At 30.2% G+C, this 18,950-nt stretch carries 17 protein-coding genes and 1 rRNA gene; 7 read left to right on the plus strand and 11 right to left on the minus strand.

Features of this window, described 5'->3' with window-relative positions; translation table 11 throughout:
• The 4 genes from CPAL_RS04590 to CPAL_RS04600 form a co-directional block, all read right to left on the minus strand.
• A 16S ribosomal RNA gene (locus tag CPAL_RS04590) occupies window positions 1-113 on the minus strand; the annotation flags it as partial.
• 445 nt (window positions 114-558) lie between these two features.
• Entirely contained in the window at window positions 559-2,217 is a 1,659-nt protein-coding gene (locus CPAL_RS04595) for a glutamine--tRNA ligase/YqeY domain fusion protein (protein ID WP_061858816.1), read from the minus strand.
• 311 nt (window positions 2,218-2,528) lie between these two features.
• Entirely contained in the window at window positions 2,529-2,666 is a 138-nt protein-coding gene (locus tag CPAL_RS13845) for a hypothetical protein (RefSeq protein ID WP_165815377.1), read from the minus strand.
• Between the two features lie 285 nt (window positions 2,667-2,951).
• Window positions 2,952-3,470, minus strand: coding sequence for a type 1 glutamine amidotransferase domain-containing protein (locus tag CPAL_RS04600; protein WP_061858817.1), 519 nt, complete (start codon window positions 3,468-3,470; stop codon window positions 2,952-2,954).
• A 175-nt stretch (window positions 3,471-3,645) separates the two neighbouring features.
• Between CPAL_RS04600 and CPAL_RS04605 the strand changes: the two genes are divergently transcribed.
• A complete protein-coding gene (locus tag CPAL_RS04605) occupies window positions 3,646-5,229 on the plus strand; it encodes an ABC-F family ATP-binding cassette domain-containing protein (protein WP_061858818.1) in 1,584 nt (527 codons plus the stop codon).
• A 50-nt stretch (window positions 5,230-5,279) separates the two neighbouring features.
• On the opposite strand, the gene CPAL_RS04610 is transcribed toward CPAL_RS04605, so the two are convergent.
• The 5 genes from CPAL_RS04610 to moaA form a co-directional block, all read right to left on the minus strand.
• Complete coding sequence (locus CPAL_RS04610) at window positions 5,280-5,915, minus strand: bifunctional 4-hydroxy-2-oxoglutarate aldolase/2-dehydro-3-deoxy-phosphogluconate aldolase (RefSeq protein WP_061858819.1); 636 nt, start codon at window positions 5,913-5,915, stop codon at window positions 5,280-5,282.
• Window positions 5,916-6,296: 381 nt separating this feature from the next.
• Entirely contained in the window at window positions 6,297-8,195 is a 1,899-nt protein-coding gene (locus CPAL_RS04615; protein ID WP_061858820.1) for an ABC-F family ATP-binding cassette domain-containing protein, read from the minus strand.
• Between the two features lie 80 nt (window positions 8,196-8,275).
• Window positions 8,276-8,713: an MOSC domain-containing protein gene (locus CPAL_RS04620; RefSeq protein ID WP_061858821.1), complete on the minus strand. Its 438-nt coding sequence runs from the start codon at window positions 8,711-8,713 to the stop codon at window positions 8,276-8,278.
• Window positions 8,714-9,199 (minus strand): cyclic pyranopterin monophosphate synthase MoaC, encoded by a 486-nt coding sequence (gene moaC, locus CPAL_RS04625; protein WP_106024175.1) that lies wholly within the window; start codon window positions 9,197-9,199, stop codon window positions 8,714-8,716.
• Window positions 9,200-9,207: 8 nt separating this feature from the next.
• Window positions 9,208-10,170, minus strand: coding sequence for a GTP 3',8-cyclase MoaA (gene moaA, locus CPAL_RS04630; RefSeq protein WP_061858823.1), 963 nt, complete (start codon window positions 10,168-10,170; stop codon window positions 9,208-9,210).
• Between the two features lie 164 nt (window positions 10,171-10,334).
• Between moaA and CPAL_RS04635 the strand changes: the two genes are divergently transcribed.
• On the plus strand, window positions 10,335-10,826 hold the full coding sequence (locus CPAL_RS04635) for a MogA/MoaB family molybdenum cofactor biosynthesis protein (RefSeq protein ID WP_061858824.1): 492 nt from the start codon (window positions 10,335-10,337) through the stop codon (window positions 10,824-10,826).
• 222 nt (window positions 10,827-11,048) lie between these two features.
• Here CPAL_RS04635 and galE read toward each other — a convergent pair whose 3' ends face one another.
• Window positions 11,049-12,050 carry a UDP-glucose 4-epimerase GalE gene (galE, locus tag CPAL_RS04640; RefSeq protein ID WP_061858825.1) on the minus strand — a complete coding sequence of 334 codons (1,002 nt, stop codon included), beginning with the start codon at window positions 12,048-12,050 and terminating at the stop codon, window positions 11,049-11,051.
• Between the two features lie 218 nt (window positions 12,051-12,268).
• Window positions 12,269-12,724 (minus strand): VanZ family protein, encoded by a 456-nt coding sequence (locus CPAL_RS04645; RefSeq protein WP_061858826.1) that lies wholly within the window; start codon window positions 12,722-12,724, stop codon window positions 12,269-12,271.
• Between the two features lie 347 nt (window positions 12,725-13,071).
• Between CPAL_RS04645 and CPAL_RS04650 the strand changes: the two genes are divergently transcribed.
• From CPAL_RS04650 to CPAL_RS04670, 5 genes are all read left to right on the plus strand, one after another.
• On the plus strand, window positions 13,072-13,764 hold the full coding sequence (locus tag CPAL_RS04650; protein ID WP_061858827.1) for a response regulator transcription factor: 693 nt from the start codon (window positions 13,072-13,074) through the stop codon (window positions 13,762-13,764).
• Window positions 13,742-15,910 carry a sensor histidine kinase gene (locus tag CPAL_RS04655; protein ID WP_061858828.1) on the plus strand — a complete coding sequence of 723 codons (2,169 nt, stop codon included), beginning with the start codon at window positions 13,742-13,744 and terminating at the stop codon, window positions 15,908-15,910. The genes CPAL_RS04650 and CPAL_RS04655 overlap by 23 nt, the downstream gene beginning before the upstream one ends.
• Window positions 15,911-16,022: 112 nt before the next feature.
• Complete coding sequence (locus tag CPAL_RS04660) at window positions 16,023-17,264, plus strand: hypothetical protein (RefSeq protein WP_242976283.1); 1,242 nt, start codon at window positions 16,023-16,025, stop codon at window positions 17,262-17,264.
• A 96-nt stretch (window positions 17,265-17,360) separates the two neighbouring features.
• Complete coding sequence (locus tag CPAL_RS04665) at window positions 17,361-18,086, plus strand: ABC transporter ATP-binding protein (protein WP_106024176.1); 726 nt, start codon at window positions 17,361-17,363, stop codon at window positions 18,084-18,086.
• The gene (locus tag CPAL_RS04670) at window positions 18,073-18,825 is read left to right on the plus strand and encodes an ABC transporter permease (RefSeq protein WP_061858831.1); all 753 of its coding nucleotides are present in this window, start codon (window positions 18,073-18,075) and stop codon (window positions 18,823-18,825) included. Before CPAL_RS04665 ends, CPAL_RS04670 begins: the two co-directional genes overlap by 14 nt.
• The last annotated feature ends 125 nt before the right edge of the window (window positions 18,826-18,950 follow it).

The raw sequence follows: 18,950 nt of genomic DNA on the forward strand, positions 1-18,950 counted from the left end.
TACTCACCCGTCCGCCGCTAGAATTACTCCCGAAGGAGCTCTTCTCGCTCGACTTGCATGTGTTAGGCACGCCGCCAGCGTTCGTCCTGAGCCAGGATCAAACTCTCATATTAAAAGTTTAATCTACTCATAAGTCATTGACTGGCTTTTATTTACCTTAATTCTGTTTAATTTTCAAAGACCAAATCTTTTATTTTTCGTCGTCATCTGACAGCTTATTTAGTATAACAAACTCATTTTTGATTGTCAACACTCTCTTTTAAACTTTTTAATAAAAATTACAATTTAAGAATCAAGAGCGTTTTATTTAGTTTTGCGTTAGCAAAACTCCATTGACTTTCCGCCGTCTCTCGTGACGACAAAGGTTATTTTAGCATAAATTTAATCCTTAATTTACATTTCATTTTCTTTTGTAATAATTTAAATTAATAAATCTCATTTTTTCTCTTTATATATTCATTTTTCTCAAATAGACACACCAGGACTAGTATATTTCATAAAAAATATACACCCTTAACATTAATGGTTAAGAGTGTACATTTTTATATGTTGGATAAATTATTGTTGAATTTTAAATGAACTCTTTAAAGATACTGTTCTATTAAATACTAATTTATCTTTAGTAGTATACTTAGGATCTACATTGAAATATCCATGTCTAACTAGCTGAAACTTGTCATTAGGCTTTGCATTTTTCATGAATGGTTCAACAAATCCTTGAGTTATTTCTAAGGAATTTGGATTTATATTATCTAAGAATGTTTTTCCTTCTTCCTGTTCGTCATCTAAAATTAAAGAATTATATAATCTAAATTCTGCTGGAACTGCGTGTTGTGCGCTAACCCAATGAATTGTACCTTTAACCTTTCTTCCAGTAAAACCAGTTCCGCTCTTTGTTTCTGGATCATAGGTACAATGAATTTCTTTAATGTTTCCATTTTCATCTTTTATAACTTCATTACATTTAATAAAGTAAGCATGCTTTAGTCTTACCTCATTCCCTGGGAATAATCTGAAATATTTCTTTGGAGGATTTTCCATAAAATCTTCAGCATCGATATATAATTCTCTTGAAAATGGAATTTGACGTTTGCCCAGTTCAAGATTATCTTGATTGTTTTCAGCTTCTAACATTTCAACCTTACCTTCTGGATAGTTAGTTATAACTACCTTTATTGGCCTTAATACTCCCATAGTTCTAGGTGCCTTAATTTTTAAATCCTCTCTTATAAAGTGCTCTAACATAGCAACATCTACTAGGCTATTGCTCTTTGATACACCAATAGCTCTACAAAAATTTCTGATAGCTTCTGGAGTATATCCCCTTCTTCTTAATCCTGATATAGTAGGCATACGAGGGTCATCCCAAGCATCAACAATTCCCTCGTCTACAAGTAGCTTTAACTTTCTCTTACTCATCACTGTATTAGTCAAGTTCAATCTTGCAAACTCAATTTGTTGAGGTTGATTTTCCATCTCACATTCTCTGATTACCCAATCATAAAGAGGACGATGGTCTTCAAATTCTAGTGTACAAATCGAATGGGTAATTCCTTCGATTGCATCTTCAATAGGATGCGCAAAGTCGTACATTGGATATATACACCATTTGTCCCCTGTATTGTGATGAGTTGCATGAGCTATTCTATAAATTACAGGATCTCTCATGTTTATATTGGGAGATGCCATATCTATTTTGGCTCTTAATACCTTTTCTCCATCTTTAAACTCACCATTTTTCATTCTTTCAAAAAGATCTAAATTCTCTTCTACTGTTCTGTTTCTATAAGGACTTTCTTTTCCAGGCTCAGTTAAAGTACCTCTATATTCTCTTATTTCTTCTGGTGATAAGTCACATACATAAGCTTTTCCTTTCTTTATGAGAAGAACAGCTCTTTTATACATTTCTTCAAAATAATCTGAAGCAAAATATAACCCATCCCACTCGAATCCTAGCCATCTAACATCTTCTTTAATAGATTCTACATATTCTGTATCTTCCTTTATTGGGTTTGTATCATCAAATCTTAGGTTTGTTCTTCCATTAAATTCATCAGCTAATTCAAAATTTAAAGTTATAGATTTTGCATGACCAATATGAAGATAACCATTTGGTTCTGGTGGGAAACGAGTAATCACTTCTTTTCTTTTTCCAGATTTTAAATCCTCTATAACAATATTTTTTATAAAGTTAGATGAAGCATTATTGTTTTCCATATTTTCACCTTTCTTTCATTTGACTATCTTAATAGTTTTTTATGTACTTTTTATTGTATACATTTTAATTATATAAAATCACAGACAATTAAAACATATTTCTTTATTTTATATGTAAAATTGCACATTATATCTAATTATACAATAAAACTTAAATTATGGCACGTAATTTCACAAAAAAGATTTGGTTAATCATATCTACTTATAAGTATTTTCGTATTAATACATACATCTTAAAATATTAATACTTTTTTATAATAATTAAGGCTATGTTTTTACGTTTTTAATTTTTTAAAACATAGCCTATTTTCTTAAATTTTATTTTTATCACCATGTTCAGTATAAGTATAGTCTCCATTAGAAGCTTTACGTTCTATATCTTTTAATTTAGCTTTAATATCTACTAATTCAGATTGTATATTAGACAATATTTTTTTTATTTCCTCCATATTTTTTCTCCTTCCTTATTAAAAGAACTTGTTGTATTTAGTGTTTTTATTTTATTATATATTATTCATTATTTAATAGATAATAATTATTTATTCATATTTATTATTGACATCATCTATGTTTTTATTTTATAATAAAAGCATAAACTTATTGTTTAACTTTATCTGTTACAATATATTATTCCCAATTAAACTGATGCGCTTTATAAATTCAAGTATAATAATCCCCTTTAACCTTAGTAAAAAGTTAGGTATATGCTTAATGCTATACCTAACTTTTTTATCTTATTTACTCAGCACCTCTATATATTTTTTCATATAATTCGGCAAGTCCATAGGACGTCTACTTGAAACTATATTTCCATCTACAACTACAGGTTCATCTATCCAAGTTGCTCCTGCATTTTCCATGTCATCCTTAATTCCTGGGGTGCTAGTAACATTTTTCCCATTTAAAATCTTAGCTGAAATAGAAACCCATCCAGCATGACATATTTGTCCTATAACCTTGTTCTGTTCATTCATTTTTGCTACAATTTCTAATACTTCTGGAAACCTTCTTAGCTTATCTGGTGCCCATCCTCCAGGAATTAAGATACCATCATACTCTTCCACATTTACCTCTAAAAAAGAACAATCTGAATATGCAGGAACTCCATACTTTCCAACATATTTCTCCTTAGCCTTTTCTCCTGCAACAACAACTTTTACTCCTTCTTCTCTTAGTCTTAAAATAGGATACCATAGTTCTAAATCCTCAAAATCATCATGAATAAGACTAAGTACCTTTTTGTTATCTAACATTTTCATTCCCCCTATGTTTATACATATCCTACAGATCTCTATATTAAACCTTTATTCTTAAATATAATTATATCATATAAAACTATTTCTTACTATTTTTTACAGATGCAATACTCATTAATTTATGATATAATATGGCGATGATTGTAAAATACAGTAAAAGGATGGTAATGACGTGATTACAGTAACTAATGTAAGCTTAAGATACGGCGAAAGAAAACTTTTTGAGGATGTAAATTTAAAGTTTACTCCTGGCAACTGTTATGGTGTCATAGGAGCTAATGGTGCTGGAAAAAGTACATTTTTAAAGATATTATCTGGAGAAATCGAACCAAACACAGGTGATGTAAGTATTCCAGATGGAATTAGAATGTCTGTTTTAAAACAGGATCACTATCAATATGATGATTATGAAGTTTTAGAAACGGTTATAATGGGAAATGCAAGACTCTATGAGATCATGAAGGAAAAAGAGGCACTCTACGCAAAGCCTGACTTTACAGACGAAGATGGAATAAAAGCTTCAGAGCTGGAATGTGAATTTGCAGAATTAGACGGCTGGGAAGCTGAAGCTGAGGCTTCTTCACTGCTTCAAGGATTAGGCATAGGAACAGAACTTCACTATAAAAAAGTTTCTGAATTAACGGGACCAGAGAAGGTTAAAGTACTTCTTGCACAGGCCCTATTCGGAAAACCTGGAATATTAATACTAGACGAGCCTACTAACCACCTTGATATAAAGTCTATTAGTTGGCTTGAAGAATTTTTAATTAATTTTGAAGGTACTGTTATAGTTGTATCTCACGATAGACATTTCTTAAATAAGGTTTGTACCCATATGGCTGATGTTGACTTTGGTAAAATTAAACTATATATTGGAAATTATGACTTTTGGTATGAATCAAGCCAATTGGCTCTTCAAATGGCTAAGGATCAAAATAAGAAAAAGGAAGAAAAAATCAAAGAATTACAAAATTTTATTGCAAGATTTAGTGCCAATGCTTCTAAATCAAAACAAGCTACTTCACGTAAAAAGCTTTTAGAAAAGATTACCTTAGAGGATATTCAACCATCTAGTAGAAGATATCCTTATGTTGGATTTAAGCCAAATAGAGAAGTTGGAAATGATATTCTTATGGTAGATGGATTATCTAAAACCATAGATGGAGAAAAAGTTCTAAACAATGTTAGTTTTATGCTCTCCAAAGGTGATAAGGTTGCATTTATAGGAGACGAGCTTTCCATAACTACATTATTTAAAATTCTAACTGGGGAAATAGAACCAGATGCTGGAAACTATAAATGGGGAGTTACTATTTCTACTGCTTACTTTCCTAAAGATAACTCCGAATTCTTTAATGATGTAGATTTGACCTTAGTAGATTGGCTTCGTCAATTCTCTGAAGAAAAGTCAGAAAGTTACCTAAGAGGTTTTCTTGGAAGAATGCTATTCTCTGGTGAAGAAGCTCTAAAGCAAGCTAAAGTTCTATCAGGTGGAGAAAGGGTAAGATGTATGCTTGCAAAGATGATGCTAACAAACGCTAATGTACTAATTCTTGACCAGCCTACAAATCACCTTGATCTTGAATCTATAACAGCCTTAAACAATGGGCTTCGTGATTATAGTAGCAATATTTTATTTACTTCTCACGACCATCAATTTATACAAACTATAGCAAATAGAATTATTTGTATTTCACCATCTGGAATTGTTGATAAAAGAATGACTTACGATGAATATCTTGAAAGTATAGGCTAAAAAGAAGAACCCAATTAGGGTTCTTCTTTTTAGCTACAAAAACTTTTCATTTAAGCAATATTTAATTTACTTTTAAATTCCTCAAAATGTATTTGTAAGGAATCATAGTCACCCTTTTCTACTAAATCTCGTCTTATCAAATCCGAACCTACCCCTACTGCATTTACTCCCAGATTAATATATTTACCTACATTCTCCATATTCACACCGCCTACAGCCATAATCTTTACATCATCAGAAGGTCCTTTAATCTGTTTTACATATTTTTCACTTACTGCAGATACAGGGAACAATTTTATCATACTGCATCCCAAGTTCTGAGCAGTTATTATTTCTGTATGAGTTAATACTCCTGGAATAATTAAAACTCCCTCTGTATTAGCATACTCTATTGCATTTACTGAAAGATTAGATGTTACTAAAAATCTTGCTCCAGCTTCTATAGCTTTTCTTGCATCCTCTTCACCTTTAACCTTACCAGCACCTATGTTAGCTACCTTATCAAATTTCTTTACTGCTTCTTTAATATGTTCTAGAGCATTTAAAGTATTCAAAGTAATTTCTATATTAGTTATTCCACTTTTAATTAGAGTCTCAATTGTTTTCATACTTTGTGAAAAAGAAAATCCATTAAGTATTGCTATTATTTTATTTTTTTCAATTGATTCTAGTACGTCTTTATACATATAAATCTCCTCTTCTGCTTTTAATTTTTAGAAAGTATAAAAATAAGTTTATATTTTTCACAACATTGTATCGTATTATGAAATCTAGTTTCATAATATAATATTTAAAAAAAAAGCTTCATAGGAATTAATGAAGTATTTTTATAGGATTTTAAAAATCCTCTTGTTTTCACACCACGAAATACAATTTATATTTTAAAATATTTTTATATTGATATTATATATCTTTTTTCAAACTTTTTCTACACTTTTTGATTTTTTCATAATTTTCTGAATTATGCATTATTATTTATAACCTAGCCAAAACTTTACTTTTTCTAGTATGGTTTTTACTAGGTTATAACGTCTATCCTTTTTTCAAGAATTAATTATGAAACTTGCTTATTTACTATTCTCAATTTTTTCAGCCAACTCGTTTAAATAAACCCATCTTTCCATTTTTTCTTCTAACTCTTTTTCTACTTCTTCTTTCTCCTTCAACAAGTCCTGTAACATACCATAATCAGAACTTGCCTCATTAATTTTATTTTCTAATTCTTCTATTTTTTCTTCCAAACTAGCAATTACAGAATCTATTTCTTCATATTCTTTTTGTTCTTTATACGAAAACTTTAATGCCCTTTCTTTTTTTCTTTCAGAATTATTTTTATTTACATTCTTTGAGTTTTTATTATTGTCTTTATCTTCTTTTTGTACATTACTTGAAGTTACACTTTCCTTGAACTCAGAATAATTTCCTGTATACTGAACTATTTTTCCATTTCCCTCAAAAGCAAATATCTTTTCTGCCATTCTATCTAAGAAATATCTATCATGAGATACAGTAATAACTGCTCCCTGGAAATTTTCAAGATAATCCTCTAGAATTGTAAGGGTTTCTGTATCTAAATCGTTAGTAGGCTCATCCAGAAGAAGTACATTGGGAGCTTCCATTAAGACTCTTAATAAATATAATCTTCTTTTTTCTCCACCTGAAAGCTTGGATATAGGAGTCCATTGAGCAGATGGCGGGAATAAGAATCTCTCCAACATTTGTGAAGCTGTTATCTTATCTCCATCAGCAGTTGTTAAAAACTCCGCAGCCTCTTTTATATATTCTATAACTCTTAAGCTTTCATTCATATTCGAAGCTTCTTGAGAATATAATCCTATTTTTACTGTCTCTCCAATTTCAATTTCTCCATTATCTGGCTCTATCCTTCCACTTAATATATTTATAAGTGTAGATTTTCCCATGCCATTTGGCCCTATTATACCTACTCTATCATTTCTCAAAACAATATAGCTAAAATCATCTATTAATTTCTTATCACCGAATGCTTTGTTTATATGACGAAGTTCAATTACCTTCTTACCAAGACGACTGCTGCCAACTGATATATCAATTTTTTCATTAGATATATTTACTTCCTGCTGACTTAACTTTTCAAAACGTTCTATTCTCGCCTTTTGTTTTGTAGTTCTTGCTTTTGCTCCTCTTTTAATCCATGCTAATTCTTTTTTCAAAAGGCTTTGTCTCTTTTTTTCATTAGTAGCTTCTATGCTTTCTCTTTCTAGCTTTTTCTCTAAAAATGTACTGTAGTTTCCTTTATAGGTATAAAGATTTCCTTTGTCCAGTTCTATGATTTCATTGACCACTCTATCTAGAAAATATCTATCATGAGTAATCATAAGGAGAGCGCCTTTTCTTTTATTAAGATATTGTTCTAGCCAATCAATAGTATCATTATCAAGATGATTTGTAGGCTCATCTAAAATCAATAAATCGGAAGGATTTATTAAAGCTGAGGCTAAGGCTATTCTCTTTCTCTGTCCCCCAGACAAGGTTCCTACCTTTGCTTTAAATTCTGTAATACCAAGCTGTGTAAGCACTGACTTTGCTTCATTTTCTAAACTCCAAGCGTTGAGCGCATCCATATTATGCATAAGTTTCATCAATTTTCCACTTGATGTTTCTGGATTTTCAACAGCTTCTTCATACTCTCTTATGACTTTCATAATTGGAGAATTACCTTTAAAAACTTGCTCTAAGACTGAAGCCTCTGGATCAAAATATGGATTTTGAGCAAGATACTCAATTCTTACAGAGTTGCCTTTGATTATCCTTCCACTATCACTTTCCTCCACACCTGCAATAACTTTGAGCAATGTACTTTTTCCTGTACCATTTATCCCTATTACCCCTATTTTATCTCCTTCATTAATTCCTAAATTTATATTATTAAATAGTTTTCTCTCACTATAACTTTTTGAAATACCTTCTGCACTTAAAAGATTCATAGTACTCCCTTTCTCTATACACAACATACATTTTTAAATATACATTTTATTTTATAACATATAGAGAAAAAATTAAACTGCTACTTTTCAATTATTTCTATGCTATCTCCAACTCTTACCTTTCCACCTTTTAATACCCTTGTAAATATTCCTTCTCTTGGCATAACGCAATCTCCAACTAGATTTTTAATAGCACACCCCCTATGACATTCCTTACCTATCTGAGTAACTTCTTGAATTGTTTCTCCAATTTTAAGCTTAGTTCCTACAGGAAGCTCCCATAGATTTATTCCTTCAGTAGTTAGATTTTCAGCAAACTTTCCTGCATCTAAATTTTTTACTCCCACTTCTTTCATCTTATTAATACTTTCAATTCCAAGTAAACTAACTTGTCTATGCCACTTCCCTGCATGAGCATCTCCTTCAAGCCCAAATTCTTCTATAAAATTTCCTTCTGGAATACTTGCCTTTGGAATTCCCTTTTTCTTACTAATATTTACTGATAATATCTTTGGCATTTATATTTTCTCCCCTTTTCTTATAAATTCTCCTGATTTTCCTCCTGTCTTTTTAACAAGTCTTATATTATCAATAACCATTCTCTTATCAATGGCTTTACACATGTCATAAATAGTTAAAGCTGCTATGGAAATTGCTGTTAACGCCTCCATTTCTACCCCTGTCTTACCGGTGGTTCTTGCTTCTGCTTCTATGTTAATGGCCGAATTTTCTTCATCTATTTCAAACTTCAAATCCACTCCATTTATAAGTATATTATGGCACATAGGAATCACATCACTTGTTCTCTTAGCCCCCATTATTCCAGCTACTTGAGCAACTGCTAGTACATCTCCTTTTTTCATCTGTCCTTCCTTAACCATAATTAAGGTTTCTTTATTCATTCTTACAACGCCTCTTGCAATAGCAATACGCTTAGTGCCATTTTTTCCTCCTACATCGACCATTCTTGCTTTACCGTTCTCATTAAAATGCGTAAACTCCATAGTATACCTCATCCTCCTATCTGCACCATTTCTCTATTTACAGGAGTATAATCACCTTTATTTATATGATGCTCTTTCGGCTTGATTTCTAGCGCTTTTCTTATAATAGGCAAAACATCTCCACCTTGCCTTAATACAGTTTTTATATCTATCTCCTCATTAGAATGGAGACATGGCTTAACTTTTCCATCTGCTGTAAGTCTTAATCTATTACAATTTGAGCAAAAATGTGAACTTATAGGATTAATTAATCCCACTCTTCCTTTTGCATTAGGGAGTTTGTAATGTTTAGCTGGTGATGATTTATCTTTATTATCTATTGGTATTAAACTTGGATTTCTATTTAGAACTATATTATTTGAAATGAAATGCTTTTGAGCCCACCAACTATTATCGCCAATTGGCATAAGCTCAATAAATCGTATATCTATTTCGTTTTTTAAAGTAAGATTTACAAAATTCTCAATTTCATCATCATTAAAACCTTTAATAAGCACTATATTTAGCTTTAATGGAAACAGACCTGCTTTCTTAGCTGCTTCTATTCCTCGAAGCACATCTTGAAGATTACCTCCCCTTGTTATGTACTCATATTTATATTTATTAAGAGTATCTAGACTTATATTTACCCTTTTTAAACCTGCCTTCTTTAAATCAGCAGCATACTTCTTCAGCAATATTCCATTAGTTGTTAGAGCAATCTCATTTATCCCTTCAATATTTGATATTTTATCTACAAGTTCCACTATACCTCTTCTAACTAAAGGTTCTCCCCCAGTAAGCCTTACTTTATTTATTCCTACCTTGGTTGACTCTACAACTATTTTTTCAATCTCTTCTAATGTTAAAATACTAGAGTGACACTTCTTTACAACGCCTTCCTCTGGTATACAGTATTTACATCTTAAATTACATAAATCTGTAACTGATATTCTTAAATAATTTATCTCTCTTCCCTCTCCATCTAACACCAAATTCCCTCCAGTCCAAAACCTTATTAATGGATAATACTTCTACGTTCAAGCATTTAATTCCTTCCTATTTTTGTAAAATAAGTAATTTATATGTTGATTTTCTTTCTCTCTTATATTAATCTTATTACTAAGCAGATAATTTTTTAAAGGTGGTGTTACCATTGTTTAAAGTTGGTATATTAACTGCTAGTGATAAAGGTTATTTAGGACAACGTGAAGATAAAAGTGGTAAAGTTATAGAAGAGGTTATGACAAACAACGGCTATGATGTTGCTTATTATAAAATTCTTCCTGATGAAAGAGAAATGATTTCTAAAGAACTCATAAAAATGTGTGATATTTTAAAATTGGATTTAATTCTTACTACAGGTGGAACAGGCTTTTCCCCAAGAGATTGGACTCCTGAAGCCACTTTAGATGTAATTCATAGAGAAACTCCTGGCATATCTGAAGCTATGCGATACTATAGCCTTAAAATTACACCAAAAGCAATGTTAAGCAGAGGAGTATCTGGAATACGTAATAATAGTTTAATTATCAATCTTCCTGGAAGTCCAAAAGCAGTTAGAGAAAACCTTGAATGTATATTTCCTGCATTAAAACATGGATTGGAAATTTTAAAAGGTATATCATCAGAATGTGCACGCAAATAGCTTTCTAGAACAGATGTAAATGAAAGCAGTCCCAATTAAAAAAGATTTCTACTAAATAATATAAGAAAATAATTAGATATATGTGAAAGATTAGAGGTGCATAAGCGTCTCCAGTCCTCCACTTTATTTTTTACATATTATTACAATTAAAATATAGCATAAAAAATAAACATACTTATTTTTATGAAACAAGCATGTCTATTTTTTAAAACACTAATACTGCTAGTTACTAGTACTATCCTTATATCCCTGTGGATTAGCCTTATGCCAATTCCAAGCACTTTGTATTATTTCCTCTATATTTGTATGTTTAGGCTCCCATCCTAGTATACTTTTAGCTTTTTGTGATGAAGCTATAAGTATGCTTGGATCTCCTTTTCTTCTCTCTCCTATTTTTGCTGGTATAGGGTGTCCTGTCACCTTTCTTGCAGTCTCTATTATTTCCTTTACAGAATAGCCTTCATTGCTTCCAAGATTAAATATATCGCTCTTTCCTCCATCTACCAAATATTTTAAAGCTAATATATGGGCATCAATTAAATCTATTACGTGAATATAATCCCTAATACATGTACCATCTTTAGTATCATAGTCATCTCCAAAAATAGTTATAAAACTCCTCTTACCTAGAGGTACTTGTAATACTAAAGGTATAAGATGGGTTTCATGTCTATGATCTTCACCAATGCCTTCTTCATTGTTAGCACCTGCAACGTTAAAATACCTCAACGATACATAATTTATATTATAAGCTACATTAAACCATTTCATCATCTTTTCCATAGCAAGCTTTGTTTCACCATAAGCATTGGTTGGATTTGTAATGCAGTCTTCTGTAATAGGTATTTGGGTTGGTTCCCCATAAGTGGCTGCAGTAGATGAAAATACTATGTATTTTACGTCATAAGCCTTCATTGCTTCCAAAAGCACCTGAGTTCCGTATACATTATTGTCATAATATTTTATAGGATTAGACATAGATTCACCTACTATAGAATTGGCTGCAAAATGCATTACTGCATCAAAGTTCTCTATTTCAAATATTTTGAATAACCTCTCCCTATTCCTTATATCCTGCTTATAGAATTTAACTCTTTCCGGTAAAGAATTTAAGTGCCCCGTCTGAAGATTATCGATAACAACCACTTCATATCCACCATTTAATAATCCTCTCACAGCATGGGATCCAATATATCCAGCTCCTCCTACTACTAAAACTTTCATAAACATTTCCCCCTTTACCATATACTTTTTAGATGAAATTTCTTATACGTATTTTATTATACCTATATAGCTACTTTTTTAGTATTGGAACTTGCTACTCTCTTATAACTATCTAATCGCTAAATTTCATCATATAATAGCAGTGCTAGCATTTTATATACTACACTACATTTATATTATACCTTACAAGATAATACTTTACATTAACAAAAATAAATTTAACATGATTTTTTAGTAACTTTCCCTCTGAACTTTTTGTATAAACTTATTATGACTAATGCAAAAACTCCACCTAAAGTATCAATTAAAACATCTCTAAACATACCCTCTCTACCCGGAATAAATATCTGATGTATTTCATCTGAACAAGCATATATAAAAGTTATTATTAAAGAAATAATAAGAGCCTTTCTTAAGTAAAAATCATTTCTTAAAGCATTAAATACAAGCAAATATAATATAAAATATTCCGTAAAATGAGCAATTTTTCTTACAATAAAGTTAGCAAGCTCTCCTAAAGTACTATTTAAATCTATTCCTAAGATATTTACTAAATTTATTATAAAATCACTTTTTTCATTTGATATATCTGCTGGATCATTTGAAAATAAAAATATAACTACCATCCAACCTATTACTAATATCCATCTAAAATAATTTTTTCTTTGTTTCATGTTATCCTCCTTTTGTATAAATGATAGTAACGTAATATATTAGATTTTTTACTATTCATAGGTATTTAGACTTATGTTATTATATCAGAACAACAAGTTCTTTTTCATTATATTATACCCTTTTGTTAGGGTTGCTTTAAAAGTTATATAGATCTCAATTCTTCTAAAATTCTATTATATAGATAATTCATTAAAAATTCTTAAGAAATTTTTAAGATTTGTGGTGAGTTATTTGTAAAAAACTCTTTGTAAAATAATTCTATAGTCACGTGACTTTAAAAGTGAAATCATTTATAAAAAAGGAGGAATAGAAATGATATAATACTAAAAGAAAGGATGGGGAAGATATGTCAAAATATAACGTTTTGGTAGTAGATGATGAAAACGAAATAAGGGATGCCATAGAAATTTACTTAAAATGTGAAGGCATAAACGTATATAAAGCAAAGGATGGAATAGAAGCTTTAGAATTGATTTCTGAAAAAGATATACACCTTATAATATTAGATATCATGATGCCTAGAATGGATGGTATAAAGGCAACATTTAAGATTAGAGAAAGCAAAAACATTCCTATAATAATGCTTTCTGCTAAGTCTGAAGATAGTGATAAAATACTAGGTCTTAATGTAGGCGCTGATGATTATGTTACAAAGCCCTTTAATCCTCTTGAATTAGTTGCAAGAGTTAAATCTCAGCTTAGAAGATATATGAATTTGGGCAGTGGAAAAGAAAGCTCCGATGAAATTGTAGTAAAGGGTCTTTCTTTAAGCAAAAGTACTAAATCTGTGAAAGTTGATGGTGAAGAAGTTAAGCTTACTCCTATTGAATACAAAATCCTGGAACTTCTAATGGAGAATAAAGGGAGGGTATTCTCTATAGAAGAAATCTATGAAAAAGTTTGGAAAGAGCCTTCTTATAAAGCTGAAAATACCGTAGCTGTGCATATAAGAAGAATACGAGAAAAGATAGAAATAAATCCTAAAGAACCAAAATATTTAAAGGTGGTGTGGGGTATTGGGTATAAAATTGAAAAATAAATATTTAAATAAAGCAGCTTTAATACTTACTGTATATCTATTCGGTTTTTCATTCATATTGGCTATTGACTTTGTTGGACATACAGAATACCTAAAGTCTGACTCTTACTTTGGTAGTTCTTTATTTAAAAATGATTTATCCAGCTTCTTTTATAATCTAAAATCTTTCCACATAGATTATAAAGATTATGAAAAAAAATCCAATTATGATAAGTTAGGCATAGAAACAATTAATGATATAAAAACAAATTATAATTCTCAGTTAAAAGAAGAACAAAATAAAATCAATAATGATTACATTTATTATATTGGTAATGAGAGTAAAATAAAAGATAATACCGTAATTAAGGCCCTAACTGAGGAAAGAGATAAAAAATTAAAAAAACTGGAAGAGGAATTCTCTCTTAAAATAGATGAAGAAATAAAAAGACAAGTAGCTGATAAAGATATGGAGTTTAATGCTCTTAAAAATAGCTTATTTGAAAGAGAAGATATAAAATATTACATTAAAAATATTAGCACTGGAGAAATATACTCTAACATAAAAAATATTACAGATATCAGTGTCTATATAAAAGATAAAGCCTTATACAGCATAGAGTTTCCTAGAAATCTTAATTTCCGCGATCCTTTTTTATCTATAAATAATGAATTTAAATCTTTAAATTTAGAAGGATACTTCATAATTCCCAAAGAATTTAATGGATATAGTCAAATGATTGCTAATTATAATTACTATAATTCTATAAGAGAAAGAGTTATTATAGAAGGAGCATTATTTGTGATCTGCATTGGAGTTGCAATACTTATATCTTTGTACTTAAATAAAAATAATGAATTGTTTATTGAGCCTATTAACACCTTTATTAAGTTTTTAAAAATAATCCCTTTAGATTTGCGAATTTTAATATTTATATTTTTGCTAACTATAACTTTGAGCTACTTATCAAGTATATCCTTCTTTTACTTTCCAATTAATATAGATCATTTTTTTAAACTTACTATTACCTCCATATTAACTTTGTATGTTTTGTTAAGCCTATTAGACTATATAAACCTTATAAAAAATAAAAAAGAAATTAAAATTGAATTTAAAAAAAGTATGCTTAATAAATTCGTAATTCTCCTTAAGGAAAGCTCTGCAAATAAAAGCATTTTATTCAAGGTAATTTCAATATTTATTTTTACATGCTTATTTTGTATGTCTGTAGCTGTTTTTATTTTAGGAATATCCGGGTCATCTACAGAAATTGTATTAATATCCTTAATTTGTATACTTGCGTATATCATAACTATCCCTTATTACGTGTTAAAAAAAGTTTCTGTTTTTAATAATATATTTGAAGGTTCTGAGGAAATTGTGAAGGGAAACTTAAATTATGAAATAAAAACAAAAGGCGCAGGTCACCTATCAAGGCTTGCTAACAATATAAACAATATGAAAGAAGGATATAAAAAATCTCTAGAAGAACAGATAAAAAGCGAGAGATTAAAATCTGAGCTCATAACAAATGTATCTCACGATTTGAAAACCCCTCTTACCTCTATTGTAAATTATGTAGATTTACTAAAAAAAGAGGATTTATCCAAAGAGGAAATTCAAGGTTATGTAGGGATACTAGATAGAAAAACTCAAAGACTTAAAGTTCTTATAGAAGACCTTTTTGAAGCTTCAAAGCTTGCTAGTGGCTCCATAAAACTTAACATAGAAAAAGTAGATGTTGCTGCTATATTAAGGCAGACTCTTGGAGAATTTGATGAAAAAATTAAAGCATCCTCATTAAAATTTAAAGTAAATATACCGAATCACAAAGTTTATGCTCATTTAGATGGTAAAAAAACCTGGAGAGTCTTCGAAAATCTCATAAGTAACGCTCTAAAATATTCTATGCCTAATACCAGAGTATATATTGATCTTGTAGATTATAATGGTAAAATCACCATGACAATAAAAAATATTTCTTCCTACGAAATGAACTTCAATGTAGAGGAAATCTTTGAAAGATTTAAACGTGGAGATGCATCAAGAAACACAGAAGGCTCTGGTCTAGGACTTGCCATTGCAAAAAGTATATTAGAACTTCAAGGCGGAAAACTCAACATAGAAATTGATGGAGACCTTTTTAAAGCAATCGTTGAGATTTAATAGTTTATACTTTGTTTATAATTAGTTTATATAAATTAGAGATATCTCCTTTATAATTAAAATATGAAGGACCTTCATAAAAATTAAAATTATACCAAAAGGAGTTTTCAAAATGAAGTTTAGTAAAAAAACTACTATGATTTTAAGTTTTGCACTGGGAACTATAATGTTTGCTACCACCGCTATTGCAGAAATAGCATCTAAAGGTGGATACGATTTATTAAAGGATTCTTTAAAATATACAGCAGAAAGCGTATCTACTACACTTTCAAGCTACACTATGGATGCTTCTTTTATAGTAAAGGCAGATGGAACTGTTATTTCATCTGATACTTCTACTAATAAATTTGATGCTTCTCGTCAAGCTTTGGAAACTACTTCAAAAAGTATCTATGGAAAAAATAAGAATGATTATTACTCTTACTCAGATAAAAATGTTCGTATAACTAAAAATGCTAATGCACCAATTTATTATGTAACTGAATTTACGTCGCCTCAAGAAGTACGCTCCTTCACAAATCCGTTTAAAGAAGAAGGTGCTGATGATATTGAGAGAATAGCAGATATTCTTGTAGGAAATCTAAAAGAAGCTGTTGTAGTAAAAGAAAACTCTGATGGCAGCAAAGAATTATCTGGTTCTTTAGATGAATCACAAATACCTGCTTTAATAAATGCTGTAGTATCCCTTCAAACAAAAAATGAATTTAGATCTAGACAAGATATGGATAGTACTATGCCTAAAATTACAAAAGATGTCTTTGTAAAAGAAGTTTCAGGAAAGATGATCGTAGATAAGAATGGATTAATGCAAAGCATAACTGGTAAAGGTACAATCTCTGGTAAAGACGATAATGGAAAAGAGCACACCTTAACCTTTGACTTATCTGCAAAACTATATAATGTTAACTCAACTAAAGTCACTAAACCTGACCTTTCTGGTAAGAAGGTAGAAAAAGACATCGAAATTGACCGCAGCAAATTAACCAATCCTAAAAAATATATAGGAAAATACAAGACTGATATTTTAATAGAAAAAGGAGATAAATTTGAAAAAATAGGTGAAAGAATTGTAGAAATCACTTCAATAAATGAAACCAGCGTTTCTGGAAAATATTACGAACAATGTGTACCAGGTTATGAAGATTATTTCTCAAATAAAAAGAGCTTTACTTTTAGTGGAACATTCCAAAAGGATAGTCTTGATGCACCTTATACAGCTACTAATGCTGATGGAAATACTGTCAAAGGATATATATATATTGATCAATGGTCTGGAAAAATAAACTTCAACATAGACGGACCTAGAAATGAAAAAGTTTTGTATGACGGCCAATTTAGTAGAGTATTTGAATAATAAGAATTTTGCTAAATAAAATTCTTAAATTAAGCGGCAGAACCTTTTCCTAACTCAGGTTCTGCCGCTAACATAATATTTTCTGGGGGTATTATAATGGAAAAAGTTATTGAGATTAAAAATCTCACTAAGATATATAAAAACGGAAGAGGTATAACAAATATAAATTTAGATATACATAGAGGAGAAATTTTTGGATTTTTAGGTCCTAACGGAGCTGGAAAAACTACGGCTATGAAAATTATGACGGGGCTCGTGAGGCCTGATAGTGGTGATGTTAAAATCTTGGGCAGCAGCATTCTAACAAACTTTGAAAAGGCTATAGAAAAAGTTGGCTGCATTATAGAAACTGCTGAGTCCTATCCCTATTTGACAGCCTTTGAAAACCTAAAACAATTTTCAAGATATTATAAAAATGTTGATACTAAAAGAATAGACGAAGTGTTAGAGCTTGTAGGCCTCTTAAAATACAAAAATGAGAAACCTAGAAAGTTTTCTCTTGGTATGAAGCAAAGACTTGGAATTGCAGCAGCCATATTATCAAAACCCGAAGTAATCATTTTGGACGAGCCTCTAAACGGACTTGATGTTGAGGGTATGATTCAAATGAGAAACATTATAAAGAACCTTGCAGAGATAGAAAAGACCACCTTTTTTATATCAAGCCATCTTATTCATGATGTAGAACTTACCTGTACAAAAGTAGGTATATTGTATAATGGTAAAATGTTAAATGTAGATACTACTGAAAATATTTTAAAAAATTATGTTTCCCTTGAAAATTATTTTATTAGTGAGGTAGAGAGAAATGGCAGGATTTAAAGCAGCTTTAATTAATGAAGTAGAAAAATTATATAAAAAGAAAAAGGTTATGGTGGCAGCTTTAATGTCACTTATTTTCGTTATTCTTGGACAATTATCTATCACTATTCTACGCAGTGGTTTTGGAGTACGCGGAGCTTCTAGCATGGAATTCCCTCTTCTTGTACTTTCTGTAGTTGTTAATTCCATACTCCCTCTTTTCACTGCTCTTGTTACCATAGATAGTTTCTCTGGAGAGTTTTCTCAAAATACCATGAAGATTACGATTACAAGACCAGCTTCAAGATTAAAATTCTTTACTGCAAAATTTACTGCTATAATGATTTTTGTATTAGTAAATCTTTTATTTGTAATGGTTATTTCAACTATAACTGGAGTAATATTTAATTCAAATTCTTTCACATTCCACAGCATTATTAGAATATTGATTTCATATTTAGTAACCTTAATTCCTATGACAGTGCTTGCTCTAGTTATTGTACTTCTCACAAATATATTAAGAAATGGAATAAGCATATTTTTTATATCTATTCTCATTTTTATTGTTTTTAAAGCTCTTGGAATTATATTTTCTAGTTACTCTAGCTTATTCTTTACAAATATGCTGGATTGGTACAGGCTATGGATTATGGGCAATGTATCCTTCCTAAAAATTTTCCGCCAGTTTTTATTAATGCTTAGCTATATTATACTATTGTTTACGGGAGCATATTATTTATTTGATAAAAAAGACTTTTAATATAAGGTGAAATTATGAGTATAAAAAAACGATTGATTGTTTATAACAGCATAGCTATTATAACTCCATTTATTCTAACTGCAATTGCATCTTTTATCTTTATAACTTTACATCATGAAATTTTT

This window comes from Clostridium thermopalmarium DSM 5974 (genome assembly GCF_002995795.1).
Taxonomy (GTDB): domain Bacteria; phylum Bacillota; class Clostridia; order Clostridiales; family Clostridiaceae; genus Clostridium_H; species Clostridium_H thermopalmarium.